Consider the following 15,280-nt stretch of genomic DNA (forward strand, 5'->3'; position numbering starts at 1 on the left):
TTTGGTACATGGGTGTCGACGTCTCGTCAGAAGCGCACCGAACGCTCGATCGACTCGATCTCGCCGAACCGTTCGGTCGCGCTGCTCGGCGCCGAGGACAGCATGTAGATCGGCACCGTCCCCGTGTCGATCACCGTGATCCGCAGCCGGAACGGCGCCACGTTCTTGTCCTCGGGCGTGCACTCGATGTCCATCAGCCACGCGTTGCGGCCGTCGAGGCGGGCCGCCTCGCTGGATCGCACCGTGTCCTGGGCCTTGGCCGGGTACATCAGTTCGAGCTGGGCGCGTCCGACCGTCTCGGCCATCTCGGGCATCGAGCGGGGCTTGGCCACGTACGCCTCGGTGTCCACGACGCCGACCATGAACGTCCCGAGCGGATTCTTCGGGTCGGCCGAGGGCTTGGCGCTCGCGTTCGCGGTCTTGGGGTCGACCGTGGTGGCGACCGACGAGTACAGGCCGACGACGGTGTCCGGCGGCTTCGCGTACCAGCCCTGCGGCAGCACGTAGGAGACGTGCGCCTTCGGGTCGCGGATCTCGCCGGGCCGGGCGGGCTGCGTGGTCGACGGCGTCGCGGACGGCTCCGCCTTCGCGTCCTTGTCCTCGCCGGCGTCGCACGCGCCGACCGCTATCAGTGCGGCCACGGTCGCGCCGACCGCCACGCGCCTCATTCCTCGACCTCCACGTCGCCCGCCTCGACCGCGACGCGGTAGGCGGCCTCGATCTCGTCGCGGTCGGCGCCCTCGCGGTCGAGCAGGTGCGCGTACAGCAGCCGCGAGCCGTCGATGCCGGAGTCCATCGCGCGCCGAATGTGCTCGCGCGCGGCGCCCATGTGGCCGGCGTCCAGCTCGGCGTCGCCCAGGTCCACCAGCGCGTCCTCCTGGCCGGCCTCGACCGCGTGGGTCAGCCAAGCGATGCCCTCGTCGATCGCGTCCCCGTTGAGCAGCAGCCGGCCGAGGTTGGCCATCGCGAACTCGTCGCCACTCTCCGCCGCCGGCCGCAGCAGCGCCTCGGCCTCGGCGTCCCGGTCGAAGTCCTGGAGGAAGGCCGCGAAGTCGTTCGGCGCGTCGGGGTCGCCCGCCTCGACGGCCGCGGCGTACCACCGCTCGGCCGCCTCCGGCTCGTCGAGCGCGTCGGCGAGCAGGTTGGCGATCGCCAGCGCCCAGTGGGTCTCGCCCTGAAGGTGGCGCTCGGTGAGCAGCTCGACGGCGGCATCCGCCCGGCCGGTGACCTCCAGCAGCTCGCTGAGGGCGTCGACGGCCTCGGTGTCGCCTTCGGCGAGTGCCTGGCGCAGTACCGCCTCGGCGTTCTCGTCGCCGCCCGCGAACATCAGCTCGCCGGCCTTGCGGCGGGCTTCGGGCGCACCGGCGTCGGCGGCCTCGAGGTACAGCTTGACGGCGGCGTCCATGCGTCCCTCGCGCACTGCTTGGTCGGCCTGGGCGAGGTGGTTCGTGCCGGGCATGGTCCTGCTTTCGGATCGCGGAGCGTAACGCCACGAGCCTGCCACATCGGACGGCATTTGACGTTGCCCGCCCGCTCACGCGGCGTTTGACGTTGCCGGTGCGTCAACGCCTAGCGTCGTTGGTGGGCGATGACGAGGGCAGCGCCGGGCCCGGGCGGGCCGAGACGAACGGAGCAGTCGATGACCTGGTCGATCGTGGAGGTGGCCCGCATGTCGGGGGTCACGTCGCGGGCGTTGCGGCACTACGACGCGATCGGGCTGCTGCCGCCGACCCGGATCGGCGCGAACGGCTACCGCCATTACGGCGAGGCCGAGCTGCTGCGGCTCCAGCGGATCCTGGTGCTGCGCGAGCTGGGCGTGGGCCTCGGCGAGATCGCGGCCGTACTCGCCGCCGAGACCGACGAGGTCGCGGCGCTGCGGGCACACCACGAGCGGCTGCTCGCGGAGCGGTCGCGGCTCGACCGCTTGGCGGCCACGGTCGCCCGGACCATCGCGGAACTCGAACGCGAGAGCGCACGCGGACACGGGGGCGAACACGGGCGCGATCGCGAACACGGACACGGACACGGACACGGACGGAAGGACGACACCATGGCGAGGATCCACAAGCCGGAAACCCTGTTCGAGGGCTTCGATCCGGCCGCGCACGAGGCGGAGGCCGCCGAGCGATGGCCCGAGCAGTGGGCTTGGTCGAAGCAGTACACGGACACGCTCGGCCCCGACGACATGTCGGGCCTGCGGCGCGAGAGCGCGGCGCACATCCACCGGATGGCCGATCTGATGACGGCCGGCGCGACCGCGGACGACGACGTCGTGCTCGCCGAGGTCGACGTGCACTACCGCTTCGTGTCCCGGTTCTGGACCCCGGACGCGGCGGCGTACACGGGGCTGGGCGAGATGTTCGCGGCCGACGAGCGGTGGCGGGCGACGTACGACGGGGTCGCGGACGGGTTGGCCGAGTTCATCCGGGACGCGATGGCGGCGTACGCGCGGGGGCGCATGGACTGAGCTCTCGGCACGAAAAGCCACGGGACATCGGCGCCGCACGCGCCATACGATCCTTCGATGAGCCAACCGCACCGCCGCCACGTCGGCTTCGCTCGCCTGCACAACTTCCGCGACGTGGGCGGCTATCGGACCGCCGACGGGCGCACGGTGCAGTGGGGCCGGCTGTACCGCTCCGACTCGCTCGGCAAACTCGAAGGCGCCGACTGGGACGCCTTCCTGGCCCTCGGCGTCCGCACAGTCATCGACCTGCGCTACCCGTGGGAGATCGAGCATCGGGGCCGCGTCCCGGAGCATTCCTCGCTGAGCTACCACAACCTCAGCATCGAGCACCGCCCGTACAACCAACCGGACTTGACCGAGGACATAGAGCCTGGCCCATACCTGGCGGCCCGGTTCGCGGAGGTCGCCGAGGACGGTGTCGCGGAGATCCGCGAGGCCCTGGCCCTGATCGCGGCGGCGGACCGCGCGCCGGTGGTCTTCCACTGCGCCTCCGGCAAGGACCGCACGGGCCTGATCGCGGCGCTGGTCCTGAGCCTGCTGGGCGTCTCGGACGAGGACATCGTCGCCGACTTCGCTCTCACCGAGTTGGCCACGGCCCGCCTGCTCGCGGACTGGCGGGCGGAACACGGCGGCGCCTCGCCTCGCTGGCCCGGCTTCGGCCGAGCCCCGGCGGAGGTGATGCGGCTCGTCCTGGCCGGGTTGTCCACCACATACGGCTCACCGCACGCGTACGTCGTGGAGCAACTGGGCTTCACCGAACCCGAGATCGCCACACTCCGGAACACACTCCTGACATCGCCGGCCATCGGGGACCCCGCATGAACCCGCCGACATCCCTGGGATACCGCACCGACCTCATGCTGCTCACCCTCCAGGGCAGCCTGGTCGAGCAACGCGACGGCTATCTGGTCGTACGAACCCCGAGCAACCCGACCTTCTACTGGGGCAACTTCCTGCTCCTGGCCGCCCGACCGGCCCCGGGCACAGCCGCCGAGTGGGTGCGCACGTTCCGCCGCGAGTTCCCGGACGCGGAACACGTCGCCCTGGGCATCGACAGCGTCGACGGCGACGCGGGCGAGACCGCCGACCTGGCGGCCGCGCACCTGACGGTGGCCCGCAACACGGTGCTGACCACGACCGCGGTCCAGCCCCCACCCCGCCCCAACACCCAGGCGACCTACCGCGCCCTGTCCGGCGACGACGACTGGGCCCAGGCGCTGACCATCTCCGAACCCGGCACCGAGATCAGCGAGTTCGCAAGGGCTCGGATGGCCGGCCTCCGCACCCTCCAGGACCACGGCCACGGCGCCTGGTTCGGCGCCTTCAAAGCCGACCAAATGGTCGCCGGCCTGGGCCTGTTCACCGACGACAACGGCGTCGCACGCTACCAAAACGTCGACACCCACCCATCCCACCGCAACCAGGGCCTGGCCTCAACCCTCCTCCACCACGCAGCCCACCACATCCAGACCCACCACAACGCCAACCACTTGGCAATAGTCGCCGACCCCACCTACACAGCCATCAACATCTACAAAACCCTCGGCTTCACCGACAAAGAAACCCAACTCCAACTCCAACTCGAACCCACCTGACCACCCAGAGATGAAGATCGACCCGCGTAGGTCGCCGGCGCAGGTGCGGCCCCCGGGTGGACTGCGTGTACAACCAGGTAGGCGCGCATGTGATCGACAAAGCCCAGTCGGTGAAGCGTCGTGGTACATATCAATCTTTGCTAGGACCTCTCAGCCGCTTGACGCCGCACCGGCCTGGTAGTCGGCAACGAACCCGAAGCAGTTCACTGGCACTGGTTCATGCCTGCGGCCCCCGGCTACCCGATACTACGAGACGGCGAAAAAGAGCCCTACGACTATGGAAGTCGGCCATCCCAATCGAAGTCATCGCCGGTTCTGCTGCTGGGCCTGAAGAATGGCTGACCCATGCGCTGGGCCGTACGCGAGAACGGAGCCGTCGCAGTCGAGGACAGAGTGTCCAAAATGAATCGCGTGGTAGAAACTTCGAACTTATGCCATTCCTCGCCTTGCTCTCTGGCCACAATAGGCCATTTATTTGGATCCTTGTCGTTTGTAAGCCAATAAAATTCGTCTTCAGTCTCGCTTTCAGCCCAGCGAAGCAAGCCGCCAGGATTCGGGAAGATGGAGTAGGGATCGTATGGATTTCCATACCAATCCACGCTCGCAAGTTCATGCAGTTCGCGCGCGGTGGAGATTATATCGCCCGCCCCATACTGCGACGGCGGAGTAAGGAGATCCAGATAGTCATTGAAGGATCCCGCACCGAATATGTCGACAAGACGCATATATTCTTGCGGAAGGGCAGTTCCCAATTCCGATTCCGCCGTCGCCCAATCCTGGACGAAGCCAATCGCCTGGGGAGGCTTAACAACCTCGATCAATCGATCGATTGACATGAATACTTACCTTCCTGGCGTATTTGGAATCGTTATGTGTCTGGTTCTGAGATGTCCAGACGCAGTGATTACAATTGAATCTGGAATTCCCGAATGTCCGCTATAAATGGGTCGCGATGTAAAGTATATCGAATCTCCCAGCGCCAGGTCTCGCGCAATATCGTCTTCAAATCCACTCATGTGTGGGGTATTTGTTTTCGCGTACAGCGGAACGAGATTTCGAACATCCTTGCCATTGCCACCCAACTGACGGGCAAGCAGGTGTCCTCGATGCATCGTCTTGTCTGCCACATATCCGTGCGGAACCTTCCACGGGTCCACGCTCGGATACTCCGTCGGAGTACCAAGAATCTTGCTGTCATTGCCATTCTTTCGATTTCCCTCCTTGTCTGTATAGTCCACGTCCTTCTGATTCAGGCATGCCTGAACCCCAGTGGCCCTACCGGCCGCGTCCAATTGGAGTCTTGCCTATATACGGTAACCCAAGTCAGCATTCCGGAGTTCCGAACGAGATTCGAATGGTTGCTCAAGGAAGCGGTGGATATGCCCTGAACTGCACTGTGTATAATCAGCCTCAAGGTGGATACAGCTGCACGCAAAGGACTTCTGGTGGACCTCTCTCACGTCCTTAGTGGACCGAGCTTGAATCATAACGTCGATTCCGACTGGCGGGATTTCGAGACCGAATTCAACGTTGCTCTTCCATCAAGCTACAAAGATTTTATTTCCGCCTATGGGCCGTGTGTCATCAATGACACACTAACGCTGTTCCATCCGCGAGCCCCGGAGGCAGACGACAGCCTGAGTCTGCGATGGAAGGTCTCGGTCGTTGCTGCGGCGTATGGCGAGATGGACCCATCTCTCGTGCCATATCGAATCTTCCCTGCACCCGGCGGAATTTTTCCGGTGGGACATACGACCTGGGGGCATGAGGTGTTTCTGCGCCCTAGGGCGCATCTGAGCATCGATGGGTGGGCCGTTCTCGTCGACTGGGACGGAACGTGGCTTGATTACCAGATTTGTTTTCGGGATTTTCTCGAAAGGGCACTGACGGGCGATATTCACTTCTTCCACGAGTCGGTTCTCGATGAACCGTCGTCGTACGAACTGGTTGGGCGCGTGCTGTGACTTTTAGGACTGGCTTGGGCGCCGGTTTGCGGTCGAAGGAGCCCGGCGGTCCGGGCCCGAGGATCGCCCAGCAAGGTCAGCAGGCTGCCGCCAAATTTGCCGCGTAATCCGGTGCACGTCGTTGCGATCGACTGAATCTCCGAGTCTCGGCTCGCTGTTCGGGCTGCGATCGAATTCAACCTCGTCGCAGACGGCACCACCACATTCACCCGAGACCCCGACGGCGACCCCATCGCCACCGGCAACGGCACCAGCGCCACCCTGACCATCACCGACCAACACGGCGACGTCACCGCAACCATCGACCCCACCACCCTCAACCGCGCGAGTTCCACCACCGGCCAGATCAACATGGCCAGCCGCTGGTACGACCCCACCACCGCCACCTTCGACTCCCGAGACACCCGGACCCTCACAACCCCACCCCATCCGGCAACGCAAACCGGTACGCATACGGGAATAGCGATCCGCTGGGAAATGCGGACCCGAGTGGACATTGCGTCGATGGTTGCGTCATCGAGGCGGCGATCGCCGCCGCTCTGATCGGATGGGCGGCTACGAGCCTCGCTGATGAATGTCGAAAGAGTTGCGGTGCCCTGGCGCAGTCCCTCGCCGGGGCCGCCTCGGGAGCGTGGTCCGGTACCAAGAGCGCTGGGTCCAGCCTCAAGAGCAAGTGGAACTCCTGGACCGGCAGTGGCGGCGGCACGCTCGCCGGTACCGCAGTCCTCAGCGGTTGGTAGCTGAGGCAGCAGACACTGGTCAACAACGCAGCGACCAGTTCGGCTGCCGCGGGCACTCGCGCGGGTGATCTCAACCTGTGGGCTTGCCGTACCTACGGCGCCTGCGGATCCAGCGGTGGGCCCGGTAGCGGCCCCGGTGCCAGTACCGGTCCGGGTGGCCCTGGCGGCCGCTGTGTAATCGGATGCCGCAGCGGAAACAGCAAAGGACGCTCGACGTTCCGCGCCACGTGGTGGAGTTCCTCGCCCGACTCCTGGCCGCACACCGGCGCATGGTCCGCACCCGGAAGGGCTCGCGCGCGTTGGGCCCGTTCCGGCAGGCGGTGTTCGTGCTGCGCCGGGTCCGCGAGCGCGGCTGTGTGCACTGCCTGGCCCGCGATGCCGGGATCTCCCAGGCCACCGGCTACCGCTACCTCCACGAAGGCATCGACGTCCTCGCCGACCGCGCCCCGAACCTGCACGACGCCCTGCTGCCCGCGCGAGGGCATGACGCACGTGATCCCGGACGGCACCCTGATCGAATCAGACCGCGCGGCCGGGGTCCGCGACAACGGCAACGACTGGTGGTTCAGCCGGAAATACAATGCTGCCCGTCAGGCTGCCGTTTCCCAGGATTTGGCCGATGACGTAGAGCCAACGACGGAAATCTATTCTGCGGCGGCGACCTTCAAGACGTGGTCTGGGATGGAATCGTGATGATCGAGCCCGCAGGCAGGCAACACGCGTACCGCATTGCGGTTCGTCCCGCCCACACGGTGAGGCCGAACGGTGTCCTCGCACTCCGAGGCTGAATTCGACTCGGGCTCGGAGTCGTGCTGTCGCCGTGTGCCGACCTGTGGATCAGCGTGTTCGCAACGGGAAGTCCTCGGTGGCGCGCACTGCCCGGACCGCCCGGGGATCCGGTTGTGCAGGTCGAGCCCGGGCGAACGGGATCTCCACTGCACACGGCCGGGTCCGGGAGATGCTCACCGGGCCGGTGCCTAGCACCTACGCCCCCACGCGCGGGACGGTTCCGTCGTCTTGAGTGGGCACAATGGGCAAGCCTGCGAGGGGGCGACCTGCTCGAAGTGGCCGCCCCAGGTGACCCAGTGCCTGAGTGCGGCCCGGCCGATCAGGTGGATTCGCTCCTCGGCGAAGAACTTCCTCGCGCCCTTGGTGAATCCTGCGTTCGCCGCCATCACGACGATGTCCGCCCGGAGCGGCGCGCACGCGTGCTCCCACAGCACCGCCACCAACCAACCTCCCCGCAGGCCGAATCTATTCCTCGATTCTTCCGACGGAAACAAATGCGGGATATTCACCATCTTCCGCCGGAAAGACCGGAGGATCCAGAGTGGCCGACAAGCCCTTTATCATGAAATCCGTAAAGCTCATCTGATATTCATCCCAGCCGAAATGCCAGTCGAAAATCAGCGAATACGATCCGCCCTCCACAAGACTTCTGCGTAGCAGGAATTGCGAACCTCTCGATTCGCGCGCGATAGGCACTACCCAACTGGGCTCCGGATAGATGGGCCACGGCACCAGAGACGGATCGATCGAACGGGTATCAAGATATGATTTGGCAGTTCTTTGAATCTCGCGCTCCAAGCTCAGACTACCAGACTCCATCGGAGATTTCGGATGAAAGAAGATGACATTGTTGCGAACTCGCCCAGGCCCATAGGAAGAGATGAAATCCTTATAGTCCCACGGCAGTGATATCCTGAAATTCTCCTCGAATTCTCTCCAATCTGCATCAACATCGCGGTTGACCGTCGGCCTCCCGAGGAATGTGGAAATATTGCTCAACATGCTGCTCCCTCACGTACACGTGACACCGCGGTTGATGGCCGCGCTCTGCAGATCCAGAGAGACCGTACAGTTGAGACTGAAGCCCTTCGATCCCTCCGCCTTGAAGCGCAGGGAAGACGCGATCGCCGGACCTGACGGGAAGTTCGGATCGGCGGATCGTGTGTAAATGGGAAGAACACCGACAGTCACGGTCTGGGTCTTAGCGGCAGTGTTCACCGGCTTCTCAAGAGCCCAGAACATATTGGGATAGTTTACCGGATCTTGATATCCCGAGACGAAGTTCCGGAGCATATTTCCTGCTCCACCATTAGCACTGGCAATCAAATGCAGAGCCGCTCGGTTATCGGCAGGGAATTGATCAATACCCGCCGGATCATTCCAGCTCGGATTAACGCGAGCATTCCTGCCCTCCCGGCGATCGGAATTATTGATGACGGCGACCGCCCCGGTTGCTCTACAGTCGTTCGACCCAGGGACGAAACGTGTCATCGGCGCATAGAAGTAACCGACGTCTTGCGATGGATAATCGCGCTCGCACGCGGCCGACGTGCTTCTACTTTGAATATTTGCGCTTGAACCACCGTAACCCAGCTCCGTGTCTATATTTTCCCCCGGGAAAAATTGCTTGAGAAGCTCGAGCGAATATTTGTCCGCCTCGATCTGCTCCGGGGTGTGCCGGTCCCCCTGCGGCGCCGCCACCTGGATCGGGTCCAAGATCTGCGTCGCATCGAGAACACCGCGGATGATGTTGACCAGTGGGTCGACGATCGGCGTTGCTGAGGTCGGTGGGCGGTTTTTGGGGGCGGTGGGGCGGTGTGGGGGCTTCGGTTTGATGGGGGGCTTTGCGGTTGAGCCCTTGGCCGAGCCGCGGCCCGTTCCGTGTCCTCTGGTTGTGGAGTGTCGATATATGATTCACGTCATAATAAAGCCGTACAACCTTCGCGCAGCCTCAATCGTCTGGGTGACCCAAAGACGAGCAGAAAATCTCTTGCCGGGATATCGAAACTTCAATATCAGCTCCATGAAGCAATGCGAGAATAGAATGGCTGACCGATTGAAGCCTGGCAAAGAAAATACCGTATACTATCGAGGCGAGGTTCTCTACACGTCAGACGACAAGCGCGATTTTGCGGGTTTGAGGATGACGGCGTATACGAAGAATGGACTCCTCTTCGATGTAAATGTTACCCAGGCCAAGGCAAAGCAGGGACTATGTCCAACAAGGTAGACGAACTGGAATCGATCATCCCGGCCCTGCTCCCCTGCAGGGCAGACTTGGTCGCATCGCCTGATTGGCCATCCATCGAAAGAGATCTCGGGACGGCGTTGCCACACGATTATCGATGCCTGGCCGATCGCTATCGATCAACACTCAGGCTCGATAACTTCATTGGCATCGCATTGCCTCGGGCTGGTAAAGAAGATCTATTCGTACACAACGTGCGAGATCAGCTCGCCAACTTGGCCATGTTCGCGGAGGACGGTGATGCTGGCGGCTACTCGGCGTTTCCCGTGCCGGACGGCCTACTGCCGTGGGGGGAGTCGATCGAGGGCGATACCTTCTATTGGCATACAGCAGGGAATCCGGATGAGTGGAGCGTTGTTGTGAACACCTCTTATGATGGTTGGTATCCGTACCCGGAAAGTGCTGTCGGTTTCCTGGTGCGCTTCTTCGGCAGGCGAGCCCCGGTGAAGGGATTCCCGCCCAACCTCCCGCGCAACCCGGTGAATGTTGTGGCCATTCCGTAATCGTCCCCACCCCTCGATGTCGCGTCGCACCCGTGCCGACCGTTGGGTTGCGACCTCGGGGGGAATTGAGTTCAGGGCGTGCTGGCCTGGCGGTTCGGCTGACGGTTGATCAGTAGGTATTGTCGCGGGCGAGGACGAGTTCGGTGCTTGTCCGGTGGCAGGTGGGGCGCTTGGCGGCCCGGTCGGAGACTGGCCAGGCGATCGCGATATGGGTCTCGGCGTACGTTTCACGGCGGCCGGTGAACCGCCGAAGGGGAGCCCGCTGCCGGAGTTCGGCCCCTTGCCTGTGAATCGGTCGCGCGGTGTAGAACCCGGCGCGACAGCCGAGTCGTCGACGCACCCGAAGAATGACCGGCCGCTGGTACAACCCATCAAGCGTCGCCTTCAACGCCCTGAGACACCTGGACCCCGAACCCGAACACGTTCGGTGACGCCAATCACCACGCCTACGCGGGTGGGATCCGATGACCACATCGACCCGACCGGCTATTGCGCCCCGCCGACGCGGCGCGCCCGCCCGCCTCGGGCGGATCAAGTGGGTTCGAGTTGGAGTTGGAGTTGGGTTTCGGTGTCGGTGAAGCCCAAGGTTCTGTAGATGTCGATGGCCGTGTAGGTGGGGTCGGCGACGATTGTCAGGTGTTTGGCGTTGTGGTGGGTCTGGATGTGGTGGGCTGCGTGGTGGATGAGGGTTGAGGCCAGGCCCTGGTTGCGGTGGGCCGGGTGGGTGTCGACGTTTTGGAAGCGGGCCACGCCCTCGTCGTTGGTGAACAGGCCCAGGCCGGCGACCATTCGGTCGGCTTTGAGAGGACGGAACGCGAGCTGATGTCCGGTTCGTCCTTGGTGTTGGGTAAGGCGTGCTGATCAGGGTCGCCGGAGCGGGTTCACGGGCGTGTCAGGGTGAACAGGCCCGGGTTGTTCTCGGTGGCGATTCCTGCGTTGACCAGGCGTTTGAGCTTGGCGCGCATGCTTTCGATGTGGCGGGGCTCGGTGCCGGTGTCCAAAGCGTGGCACGGGTCTTTCGCGCGCAGCGCGGTGTTGGCGTCGGCCAGGACGGTGAGGATGTGCTGGTAGGCGGGGTTGTCCGGCAGCGCCGGGTACGGACGATTCGGGGGTTCGTCGTCGCCGAGTGCGAGGATGACCTTGCGGGCGACGGTCAGGTCCGTGAGTTCGGTCGCCAACTCGCGTAGGCGACCGGTGAGTTCATCGATCCGGGCGCGGACCTGTTCGGCCGCCGTGTTCACGGCCTGCTCGCGGTCGGCGATCCTCTGCAGGGTCGTCGTGCCCATCGCCGTCTCCTACGCTCCGCGCCAGGTCGGGGTGCCGGTGCCGGTCAGGCGGCGGGTCATGGTTGCCGTGTTGTTCCAGGTCGAGCTGGCCTTTGGGGTGTCGTTGACCGACTCGATCAGCTGGCGGACCTTCTTGAGTCGGGGCTCCCCGGGCCGTTTCCTCTCACGTTTGAACGAGGGTCGAAGCAGTTCGACGCCCACCTCGGCGAGGTCCTTCTCGAAGGCTTTGGATGCGAAGCCCTTGTCCGATATGAGCAGGATCCGTCGCGTTCGGCGACCAGGCGGGCGTCGACCTCGAGCATGGCCGCGAGGACCTCGCGCTCGTCGACCTTCGGGTTGGCCAGGGCCCACATGATCGGCATGCCGGTCGGCGTGCAGACGAGATACAGGCGCAGGCCCCAGAAGTAGCGGGAGTGTGAGGCGCAGTAGCCGTAGCCGGCCCAGCCCGCGAGGTTCGATCCTAGGGCCGGGTGAAGCCGATCGCTGCCTCGCCTGTGTGCATCAGGAACGTCAGGGTTTCCTGGAAGTACAGCTGTACGGTGTTCGCGTCGTGGGAGAGGTAGCCGATCGACAGGTCCTGGCCGAGGCGCAGTTCGTAGTCGCCGCCGCGGGAGGACACCACGAAGGCGCCGTCGATCGCAGGTGCCCAGATCGGCTCGCCGCTGAGGATCCGGGTCAGGTGTTGGCGGATCGGGTAGCCGTGGTCGGCGGCCTCGTTGACCGCGGTGTACGCGTCGGCGCCGAGCACGAGCTGGTACCCGCCGTTGACGCCGGCCAGGCGCAGTTCGGTGAGCGCGCGGCTGACCGCGTCGGGGTATTCGCGCACGTCCACCGGCAGCGTCACCGCCGCGTTGGTGGAGCCCTCGCGGATGCCCTCGATCGAGCCGGCCGCGTAACCCTCGAAGATCAGCCGGTCCTCGGTGAAGGCCATCTTGCGCGCGGCGTCCTTGACCGGCTGCCAGTCCGCGTCCTTGGCGCCGCGCTCAACCGAGTCGACCGCGCCGCGGTCCACGGTGAACGGTACGCGCAGCTCGATCAGCGGGCGGAACTCCCGGGTGCGGGCCTGGACTCCGTCGCTCGGCGGGGTGATGTCGGTCAGGTGACCGGTCCCCACGCCGGCCGTCTCGATGCCGTCCGGGCCTTGGACATCCACGACCCGGCGGCCCGCAACGTGTCGCTTGAACGTGCGCCTGGCCTCGTCTTCGAGGTCGGTCCAGGCGGCGTCGGAGATGGGGGCGAGATCCCGGTGCAGGTTGTTCATCAGGTGAGGCTCCTGTCTGTCGTGGTTGCAGTGTTCGCGGTGTTCGCGGTGTTCGCGGTGTTTGTAGTGGTTGCAGTGTCCGCAGTGTTTGCGGCGTTCTCGGTGCTGCCGGTGTTTCAGGAACGTCGGGAGAGTCCACCGATTCCGAGCGAGCCGTCGGAGGCCCCGGAGGCGACGGAAGCTGCCGCGGGCGAAGCGGGGGCCGGCAGCACGACCGGGTCGGCCGGCAGGTCGCCGCCGGCGGGTACGGATGCCGCGCCGGACGCCTTGGGCGGGCCGGGCGGGTCCTCCAGGAAGTCCGCCGTGGGTACGAAGAAGAGGTTGCCGGTGATCGCCGTGGAGAAGTCGAGGATCCGGTCGTAGGTCCCCGGTGGCTTGCCGATGAACATGTTCCGCAGCATCTGTTCGGTGACGCTCGGCGTGCTGGAGTAGCCGATGAAGTAGGTCCCGAACTCGCCGTTGCCGACGGTGCCGAACGGCATGTTGTCGCGCAGGATGTCGCGCTCGGTGCCGTCCGGGTCGGTGATCGTGTTGAGTGCGACGTGCGAGTCGATCGGCTTTACGTCGTCCGGCAGTTCGAGGTCGGACAGCTTGGTCCGGCCGATCACCTTCTCCTGCGCCTCGACCGGCAGCGCGTTCCAAGCACGCATGTCGTGCAGGTACTTCTGGACGATGACGTAGCTGGCGCCCGCGAAGTCCGGGTCGTCCTCGACGGTGATCGTGATCGCGGCTACGGCGTCCTGGCCCTCGGGATTCTCGGTGCCGTCGACGAAGCCCATCAGGTCGCGCTGGTCGAAGTACTTGAAGCCGTGCACCTCGTCGACCACGGTCGCGGCCCCGGCCAGCCGGTCGGTGATCACCGTCGCCAGCTCGAAGCACAGGTCCATCTGCTTGGCGCGGATGTGCAAGAGCAGATCGCCCGGCGTGGAGGGGGCGTGGTGCTTGGCCCCGAAGAGTTCCTTGAACGGGTGCAGTTCCGCCGGACGCGGCCCGGCGAACAGGCGGTCCCAGGCGTTTGATCCGATGCCGACCACGCATTTCAGGTCGCCGTCCGGGATTCGGAGGCCGACCGAACGGCGCAGCCCCGACAGGTCGGCGAGGAAGTCGCGGACGGTGTCCTCGGCATCGGTGTCGGCGGCGATCGTCAGGACCAGGAACATCGCCGAATGGGCGGGCATGCCGAGGATGGGTTGCGGCTGGGGCCGGTCCGGCGGGGCGGTCTCCTGCGGCTGGGTCATGGTCGTCGGCTCCTTGGCGATGGTGGCGGTGAGGTAGCGGGCATCGGCGTCCTCGGCTGTTCGGCTGTGCGGTCTCGGGCGTGCGGTCTCGGGCGTGCGGTCTCGGGTGTGCGGTCTTGGGTGGGGTTCGCGTTGGGTGATCGTTTTCCGGCTGCCCGCATCATGGCCGATCAACTCTCCGATGCGGCGGCGGGCTCGCTCGGTTGCGACACGGGTCGCGCGATCGGCAAACCTGATTGGGGCGTTCGGGTGCGTTCGTTCGGGGGCGTCGGAAGCACTCGGCCCGAGTGGGCGAATGTGTGGCCGAGTGGGCGGGCACGCCGGTTGTAGTCTTCGCGGATGGGGGCACGCGAGGCTTGGGGCGGGATGGAGTGGCGGTTCACCCGGACGCGGCTTCGGGAGGGGTACGCGGTGGCCGACGTGGACGCCTTCATGGAGCTGGTGCGGTCCAGCCTGGACGGCACGGCGGTGGTGTCGTTGACGCCGACGCAGGTGCGGGAGCAGCAGTTCGCCACGGTGTGGTGGCGCGACGGGTACGCCGAGGACGAGGTGGACGCGGCGCTCGACGAGGTCGAGGTGCGGTTGGCCGAGCGGGCGGCGGGCGACGCGCGGGGGCCGGCGATCTCGTCGGACTTGGGTGCGGACGCGGTTCCGACGCGGATGGACGTCGCGGCGAACCGGTTTGCCGAGGCGCGGGCGGAGGCGGACGTGAAGGCGGTCGCGCTGCGGCCGGCGCTGGAGCGTTTCGAGCTGGTGCGGCGTGGTTATGCGCGGGACGAGGTGGACCTGTTGGTCGACCGGGTCATGGAGGCGCTGCGCGGTCGTGTTCGGTTGGCGCCGGAGGAGGTGTTGGCCGTGCGGTTCGACGTGGTCTGGCGGGGTTATGACCGGGCTGCGGTTGATGGGTGGTGTGATCGGGTCGCGGACCTGTTGGTGCGGCGGCAGTTGGGCGATTGGGGCTGATCGCCGTCGGGGGTCCTCAAGCGCCGGACGGGCTGTTGTCCTCAAGCGCCGGACGGGCTGGATTCTGGACGGCCTTCGGCCGAATCGGCCTCAAACGCCGGCCGGGCTGAGGGGCCCCAAGCGCCGGACCGGGTGATGGCCCCGAGCGCCTGGCCGGCTGAGGGCCCCAAGCGCCGGGCGGCCTGTGAATGGTCCGGTCGGCGTCGTGTGGCTCGGCCGGCGGTTG

The 15,280-nt window shown here is 65.3% G+C and carries 21 protein-coding genes; 8 read left to right on the forward strand and 13 right to left on the reverse strand.

The window, feature by feature from the left end:
• Window positions 1-26: 26 nt before the first annotated feature.
• Both OG928_RS04435 and OG928_RS04440 read right to left on the reverse strand, forming a co-directional pair.
• Window positions 27-668, reverse strand: coding sequence for a hypothetical protein (locus OG928_RS04435; RefSeq protein ID WP_406279517.1), 642 nt, complete (start codon window positions 666-668; stop codon window positions 27-29).
• On the reverse strand, window positions 665-1,459 hold the full coding sequence (locus OG928_RS04440; RefSeq protein ID WP_406279520.1) for a hypothetical protein: 795 nt from the start codon (window positions 1,457-1,459) through the stop codon (window positions 665-667). The genes OG928_RS04435 and OG928_RS04440 overlap by 4 nt, the downstream gene beginning before the upstream one ends.
• Window positions 1,460-1,639: 180 nt before the next feature.
• Here OG928_RS04440 and OG928_RS04445 point away from each other — a divergent pair, with 180 nt between their 5' ends.
• Genes OG928_RS04445 through OG928_RS04455 form a run of 3 tightly spaced genes read left to right on the forward strand, consistent with a single transcriptional unit; the run spans window position 1,640 to window position 4,062 of the window.
• Window positions 1,640-2,467, forward strand: coding sequence for a MerR family transcriptional regulator (locus tag OG928_RS04445; protein WP_406279523.1), 828 nt, complete (start codon window positions 1,640-1,642; stop codon window positions 2,465-2,467).
• Window positions 2,468-2,524: 57 nt separating this feature from the next.
• Complete coding sequence (locus tag OG928_RS04450; RefSeq protein WP_406279526.1) at window positions 2,525-3,289, forward strand: tyrosine-protein phosphatase; 765 nt, start codon at window positions 2,525-2,527, stop codon at window positions 3,287-3,289.
• Window positions 3,286-4,062 (forward strand): GNAT family N-acetyltransferase, encoded by a 777-nt coding sequence (locus OG928_RS04455; RefSeq protein ID WP_406279529.1) that lies wholly within the window; start codon window positions 3,286-3,288, stop codon window positions 4,060-4,062. The genes OG928_RS04450 and OG928_RS04455 overlap by 4 nt, the downstream gene beginning before the upstream one ends.
• Before the next feature lie 275 nt (window positions 4,063-4,337).
• Here the strand turns inward: OG928_RS04455 and OG928_RS04460 are convergent, their stop codons facing one another.
• A complete protein-coding gene (locus tag OG928_RS04460; RefSeq protein WP_406279532.1) occupies window positions 4,338-4,898 on the reverse strand; it encodes a hypothetical protein in 561 nt (186 codons plus the stop codon).
• Window positions 4,899-4,904: 6 nt separating this feature from the next.
• A complete protein-coding gene (locus OG928_RS04465) occupies window positions 4,905-5,174 on the reverse strand; it encodes a DNA/RNA non-specific endonuclease (protein WP_406290780.1) in 270 nt (89 codons plus the stop codon).
• A gap of 333 nt (window positions 5,175-5,507) precedes the next feature.
• Here OG928_RS04465 and OG928_RS04470 point away from each other — a divergent pair, with 333 nt between their 5' ends.
• Complete coding sequence (locus OG928_RS04470; protein WP_406279535.1) at window positions 5,508-6,026, forward strand: SMI1/KNR4 family protein; 519 nt, start codon at window positions 5,508-5,510, stop codon at window positions 6,024-6,026.
• Window positions 6,027-6,858: 832 nt separating this feature from the next.
• Here OG928_RS04470 and OG928_RS04475 read toward each other — a convergent pair.
• Window positions 6,859-7,251, reverse strand: coding sequence for a hypothetical protein (locus OG928_RS04475; protein ID WP_406279538.1), 393 nt, complete (start codon window positions 7,249-7,251; stop codon window positions 6,859-6,861).
• Here OG928_RS04475 and OG928_RS04480 point away from each other — a divergent pair.
• Window positions 7,250-7,459 carry a hypothetical protein gene (locus OG928_RS04480; protein WP_406279541.1) on the forward strand — a complete coding sequence of 70 codons (210 nt, stop codon included), beginning with the start codon at window positions 7,250-7,252 and terminating at the stop codon, window positions 7,457-7,459. The genes OG928_RS04475 and OG928_RS04480 overlap by 2 nt on opposite strands.
• A gap of 284 nt (window positions 7,460-7,743) precedes the next feature.
• Here OG928_RS04480 and OG928_RS04485 read toward each other — a convergent pair whose 3' ends face one another.
• The 3 genes from OG928_RS04485 to OG928_RS04495 are packed head-to-tail and all read right to left on the reverse strand — an operon-like array spanning window position 7,744 to window position 9,271.
• A complete protein-coding gene (locus tag OG928_RS04485) occupies window positions 7,744-7,995 on the reverse strand; it encodes a hypothetical protein (RefSeq protein WP_406279544.1) in 252 nt (83 codons plus the stop codon).
• Between the two features lie 25 nt (window positions 7,996-8,020).
• Window positions 8,021-8,557, reverse strand: a complete 537-nt coding sequence (locus OG928_RS04490; protein ID WP_406279546.1) for an SMI1/KNR4 family protein — start codon at window positions 8,555-8,557, stop codon at window positions 8,021-8,023.
• Between the two features lie 9 nt (window positions 8,558-8,566).
• The gene (locus OG928_RS04495) at window positions 8,567-9,271 is read right to left on the reverse strand and encodes a DNA/RNA non-specific endonuclease (RefSeq protein ID WP_406279549.1); all 705 of its coding nucleotides are present in this window, start codon (window positions 9,269-9,271) and stop codon (window positions 8,567-8,569) included.
• Window positions 9,272-9,464: 193 nt separating this feature from the next.
• On the opposite strand from OG928_RS04495, the gene OG928_RS04500 reads away from it, so the two are divergent.
• Both OG928_RS04500 and OG928_RS04505 read left to right on the forward strand, forming a co-directional pair.
• Window positions 9,465-9,785 carry a DNA/RNA non-specific endonuclease gene (locus tag OG928_RS04500; RefSeq protein WP_406290783.1) on the forward strand — a complete coding sequence of 107 codons (321 nt, stop codon included), beginning with the start codon at window positions 9,465-9,467 and terminating at the stop codon, window positions 9,783-9,785.
• Window positions 9,770-10,306 (forward strand): SMI1/KNR4 family protein, encoded by a 537-nt coding sequence (locus OG928_RS04505; RefSeq protein WP_406279552.1) that lies wholly within the window; start codon window positions 9,770-9,772, stop codon window positions 10,304-10,306. Before OG928_RS04500 ends, OG928_RS04505 begins: the two co-directional genes overlap by 16 nt.
• A 531-nt stretch (window positions 10,307-10,837) precedes the next feature.
• On the opposite strand, the gene OG928_RS04510 is transcribed toward OG928_RS04505, so the two are convergent.
• From OG928_RS04510 to OG928_RS04530, 5 genes are all read right to left on the reverse strand, one after another.
• Complete coding sequence (locus OG928_RS04510; protein ID WP_406279555.1) at window positions 10,838-11,095, reverse strand: GNAT family N-acetyltransferase; 258 nt, start codon at window positions 11,093-11,095, stop codon at window positions 10,838-10,840.
• A 92-nt stretch (window positions 11,096-11,187) separates the two neighbouring features.
• A complete protein-coding gene (locus tag OG928_RS04515) occupies window positions 11,188-11,592 on the reverse strand; it encodes a hypothetical protein (RefSeq protein WP_406279557.1) in 405 nt (134 codons plus the stop codon).
• Window positions 11,593-11,601: 9 nt separating this feature from the next.
• Window positions 11,602-11,793, reverse strand: coding sequence for a hypothetical protein (locus tag OG928_RS04520; RefSeq protein ID WP_406279559.1), 192 nt, complete (start codon window positions 11,791-11,793; stop codon window positions 11,602-11,604).
• Between the two features lie 259 nt (window positions 11,794-12,052).
• Entirely contained in the window at window positions 12,053-12,853 is an 801-nt protein-coding gene (locus OG928_RS04525) for a family 1 encapsulin nanocompartment shell protein (RefSeq protein WP_406279562.1), read from the reverse strand.
• A gap of 116 nt (window positions 12,854-12,969) precedes the next feature.
• The gene (locus OG928_RS04530) at window positions 12,970-14,091 is read right to left on the reverse strand and encodes a Dyp-type peroxidase (protein ID WP_406279565.1); all 1,122 of its coding nucleotides are present in this window, start codon (window positions 14,089-14,091) and stop codon (window positions 12,970-12,972) included.
• 339 nt (window positions 14,092-14,430) lie between these two features.
• On the opposite strand from OG928_RS04530, the gene OG928_RS04535 reads away from it, so the two are divergent.
• The gene (locus OG928_RS04535) at window positions 14,431-15,054 is read left to right on the forward strand and encodes a DivIVA domain-containing protein (protein ID WP_406279568.1); all 624 of its coding nucleotides are present in this window, start codon (window positions 14,431-14,433) and stop codon (window positions 15,052-15,054) included.
• Window positions 15,055-15,280: the final 226 nt, after the last annotated feature.

This window comes from Embleya sp. NBC_00896, from assembly GCF_045207785.1.
GTDB lineage: Bacteria > Actinomycetota > Actinomycetes > Streptomycetales > Streptomycetaceae > Embleya.

What these genes read in the sequence shown, in the direction of transcription:
- OG928_RS04460 (WP_406279532.1), bottom strand. Translation starts at nt 4,898, where the DNA reads ATGTCAATCGATCGATTGATCGAGGTTGTTAAGCCTCCCCAGGCGATT.
- OG928_RS04505 (WP_406279552.1), top strand. Translation starts at nt 9,770, where the DNA reads ATGTCCAACAAGGTAGACGAACTGGAATCGATCATCCCGGCCCTGCTC.
- OG928_RS04490 (WP_406279546.1), bottom strand. Translation starts at nt 8,557, where the DNA reads ATGTTGAGCAATATTTCCACATTCCTCGGGAGGCCGACGGTCAACCGC.
- OG928_RS04465 (WP_406290780.1), bottom strand. Translation starts at nt 5,174, where the DNA reads ATGCATCGAGGACACCTGCTTGCCCGTCAGTTGGGTGGCAATGGCAAG.
- OG928_RS04480 (WP_406279541.1), top strand. Translation starts at nt 7,250, where the DNA reads ATGACGCACGTGATCCCGGACGGCACCCTGATCGAATCAGACCGCGCG.
- OG928_RS04525 (WP_406279562.1), bottom strand. Translation starts at nt 12,853, where the DNA reads ATGAACAACCTGCACCGGGATCTCGCCCCCATCTCCGACGCCGCCTGG.
- OG928_RS04440 (WP_406279520.1), bottom strand. Translation starts at nt 1,459, where the DNA reads ATGCCCGGCACGAACCACCTCGCCCAGGCCGACCAAGCAGTGCGCGAG.
- OG928_RS04455 (WP_406279529.1), top strand. Translation starts at nt 3,286, where the DNA reads ATGAACCCGCCGACATCCCTGGGATACCGCACCGACCTCATGCTGCTC.
- OG928_RS04475 (WP_406279538.1), bottom strand. Translation starts at nt 7,251, where the DNA reads ATGCCCTCGCGCGGGCAGCAGGGCGTCGTGCAGGTTCGGGGCGCGGTC.
- OG928_RS04530 (WP_406279565.1), bottom strand. Translation starts at nt 14,091, where the DNA reads ATGACCCAGCCGCAGGAGACCGCCCCGCCGGACCGGCCCCAGCCGCAA.
- OG928_RS04535 (WP_406279568.1), top strand. Translation starts at nt 14,431, where the DNA reads ATGGGGGCACGCGAGGCTTGGGGCGGGATGGAGTGGCGGTTCACCCGG.
- OG928_RS04445 (WP_406279523.1), top strand. Translation starts at nt 1,640, where the DNA reads ATGACCTGGTCGATCGTGGAGGTGGCCCGCATGTCGGGGGTCACGTCG.
- OG928_RS04515 (WP_406279557.1), bottom strand. Translation starts at nt 11,592, where the DNA reads ATGGGCACGACGACCCTGCAGAGGATCGCCGACCGCGAGCAGGCCGTG.
- OG928_RS04510 (WP_406279555.1), bottom strand. Translation starts at nt 11,095, where the DNA reads ATGGTCGCCGGCCTGGGCCTGTTCACCAACGACGAGGGCGTGGCCCGC.
- OG928_RS04435 (WP_406279517.1), bottom strand. Translation starts at nt 668, where the DNA reads ATGAGGCGCGTGGCGGTCGGCGCGACCGTGGCCGCACTGATAGCGGTC.
- OG928_RS04500 (WP_406290783.1), top strand. Translation starts at nt 9,465, where the DNA reads ATGATTCACGTCATAATAAAGCCGTACAACCTTCGCGCAGCCTCAATC.
- OG928_RS04450 (WP_406279526.1), top strand. Translation starts at nt 2,525, where the DNA reads ATGAGCCAACCGCACCGCCGCCACGTCGGCTTCGCTCGCCTGCACAAC.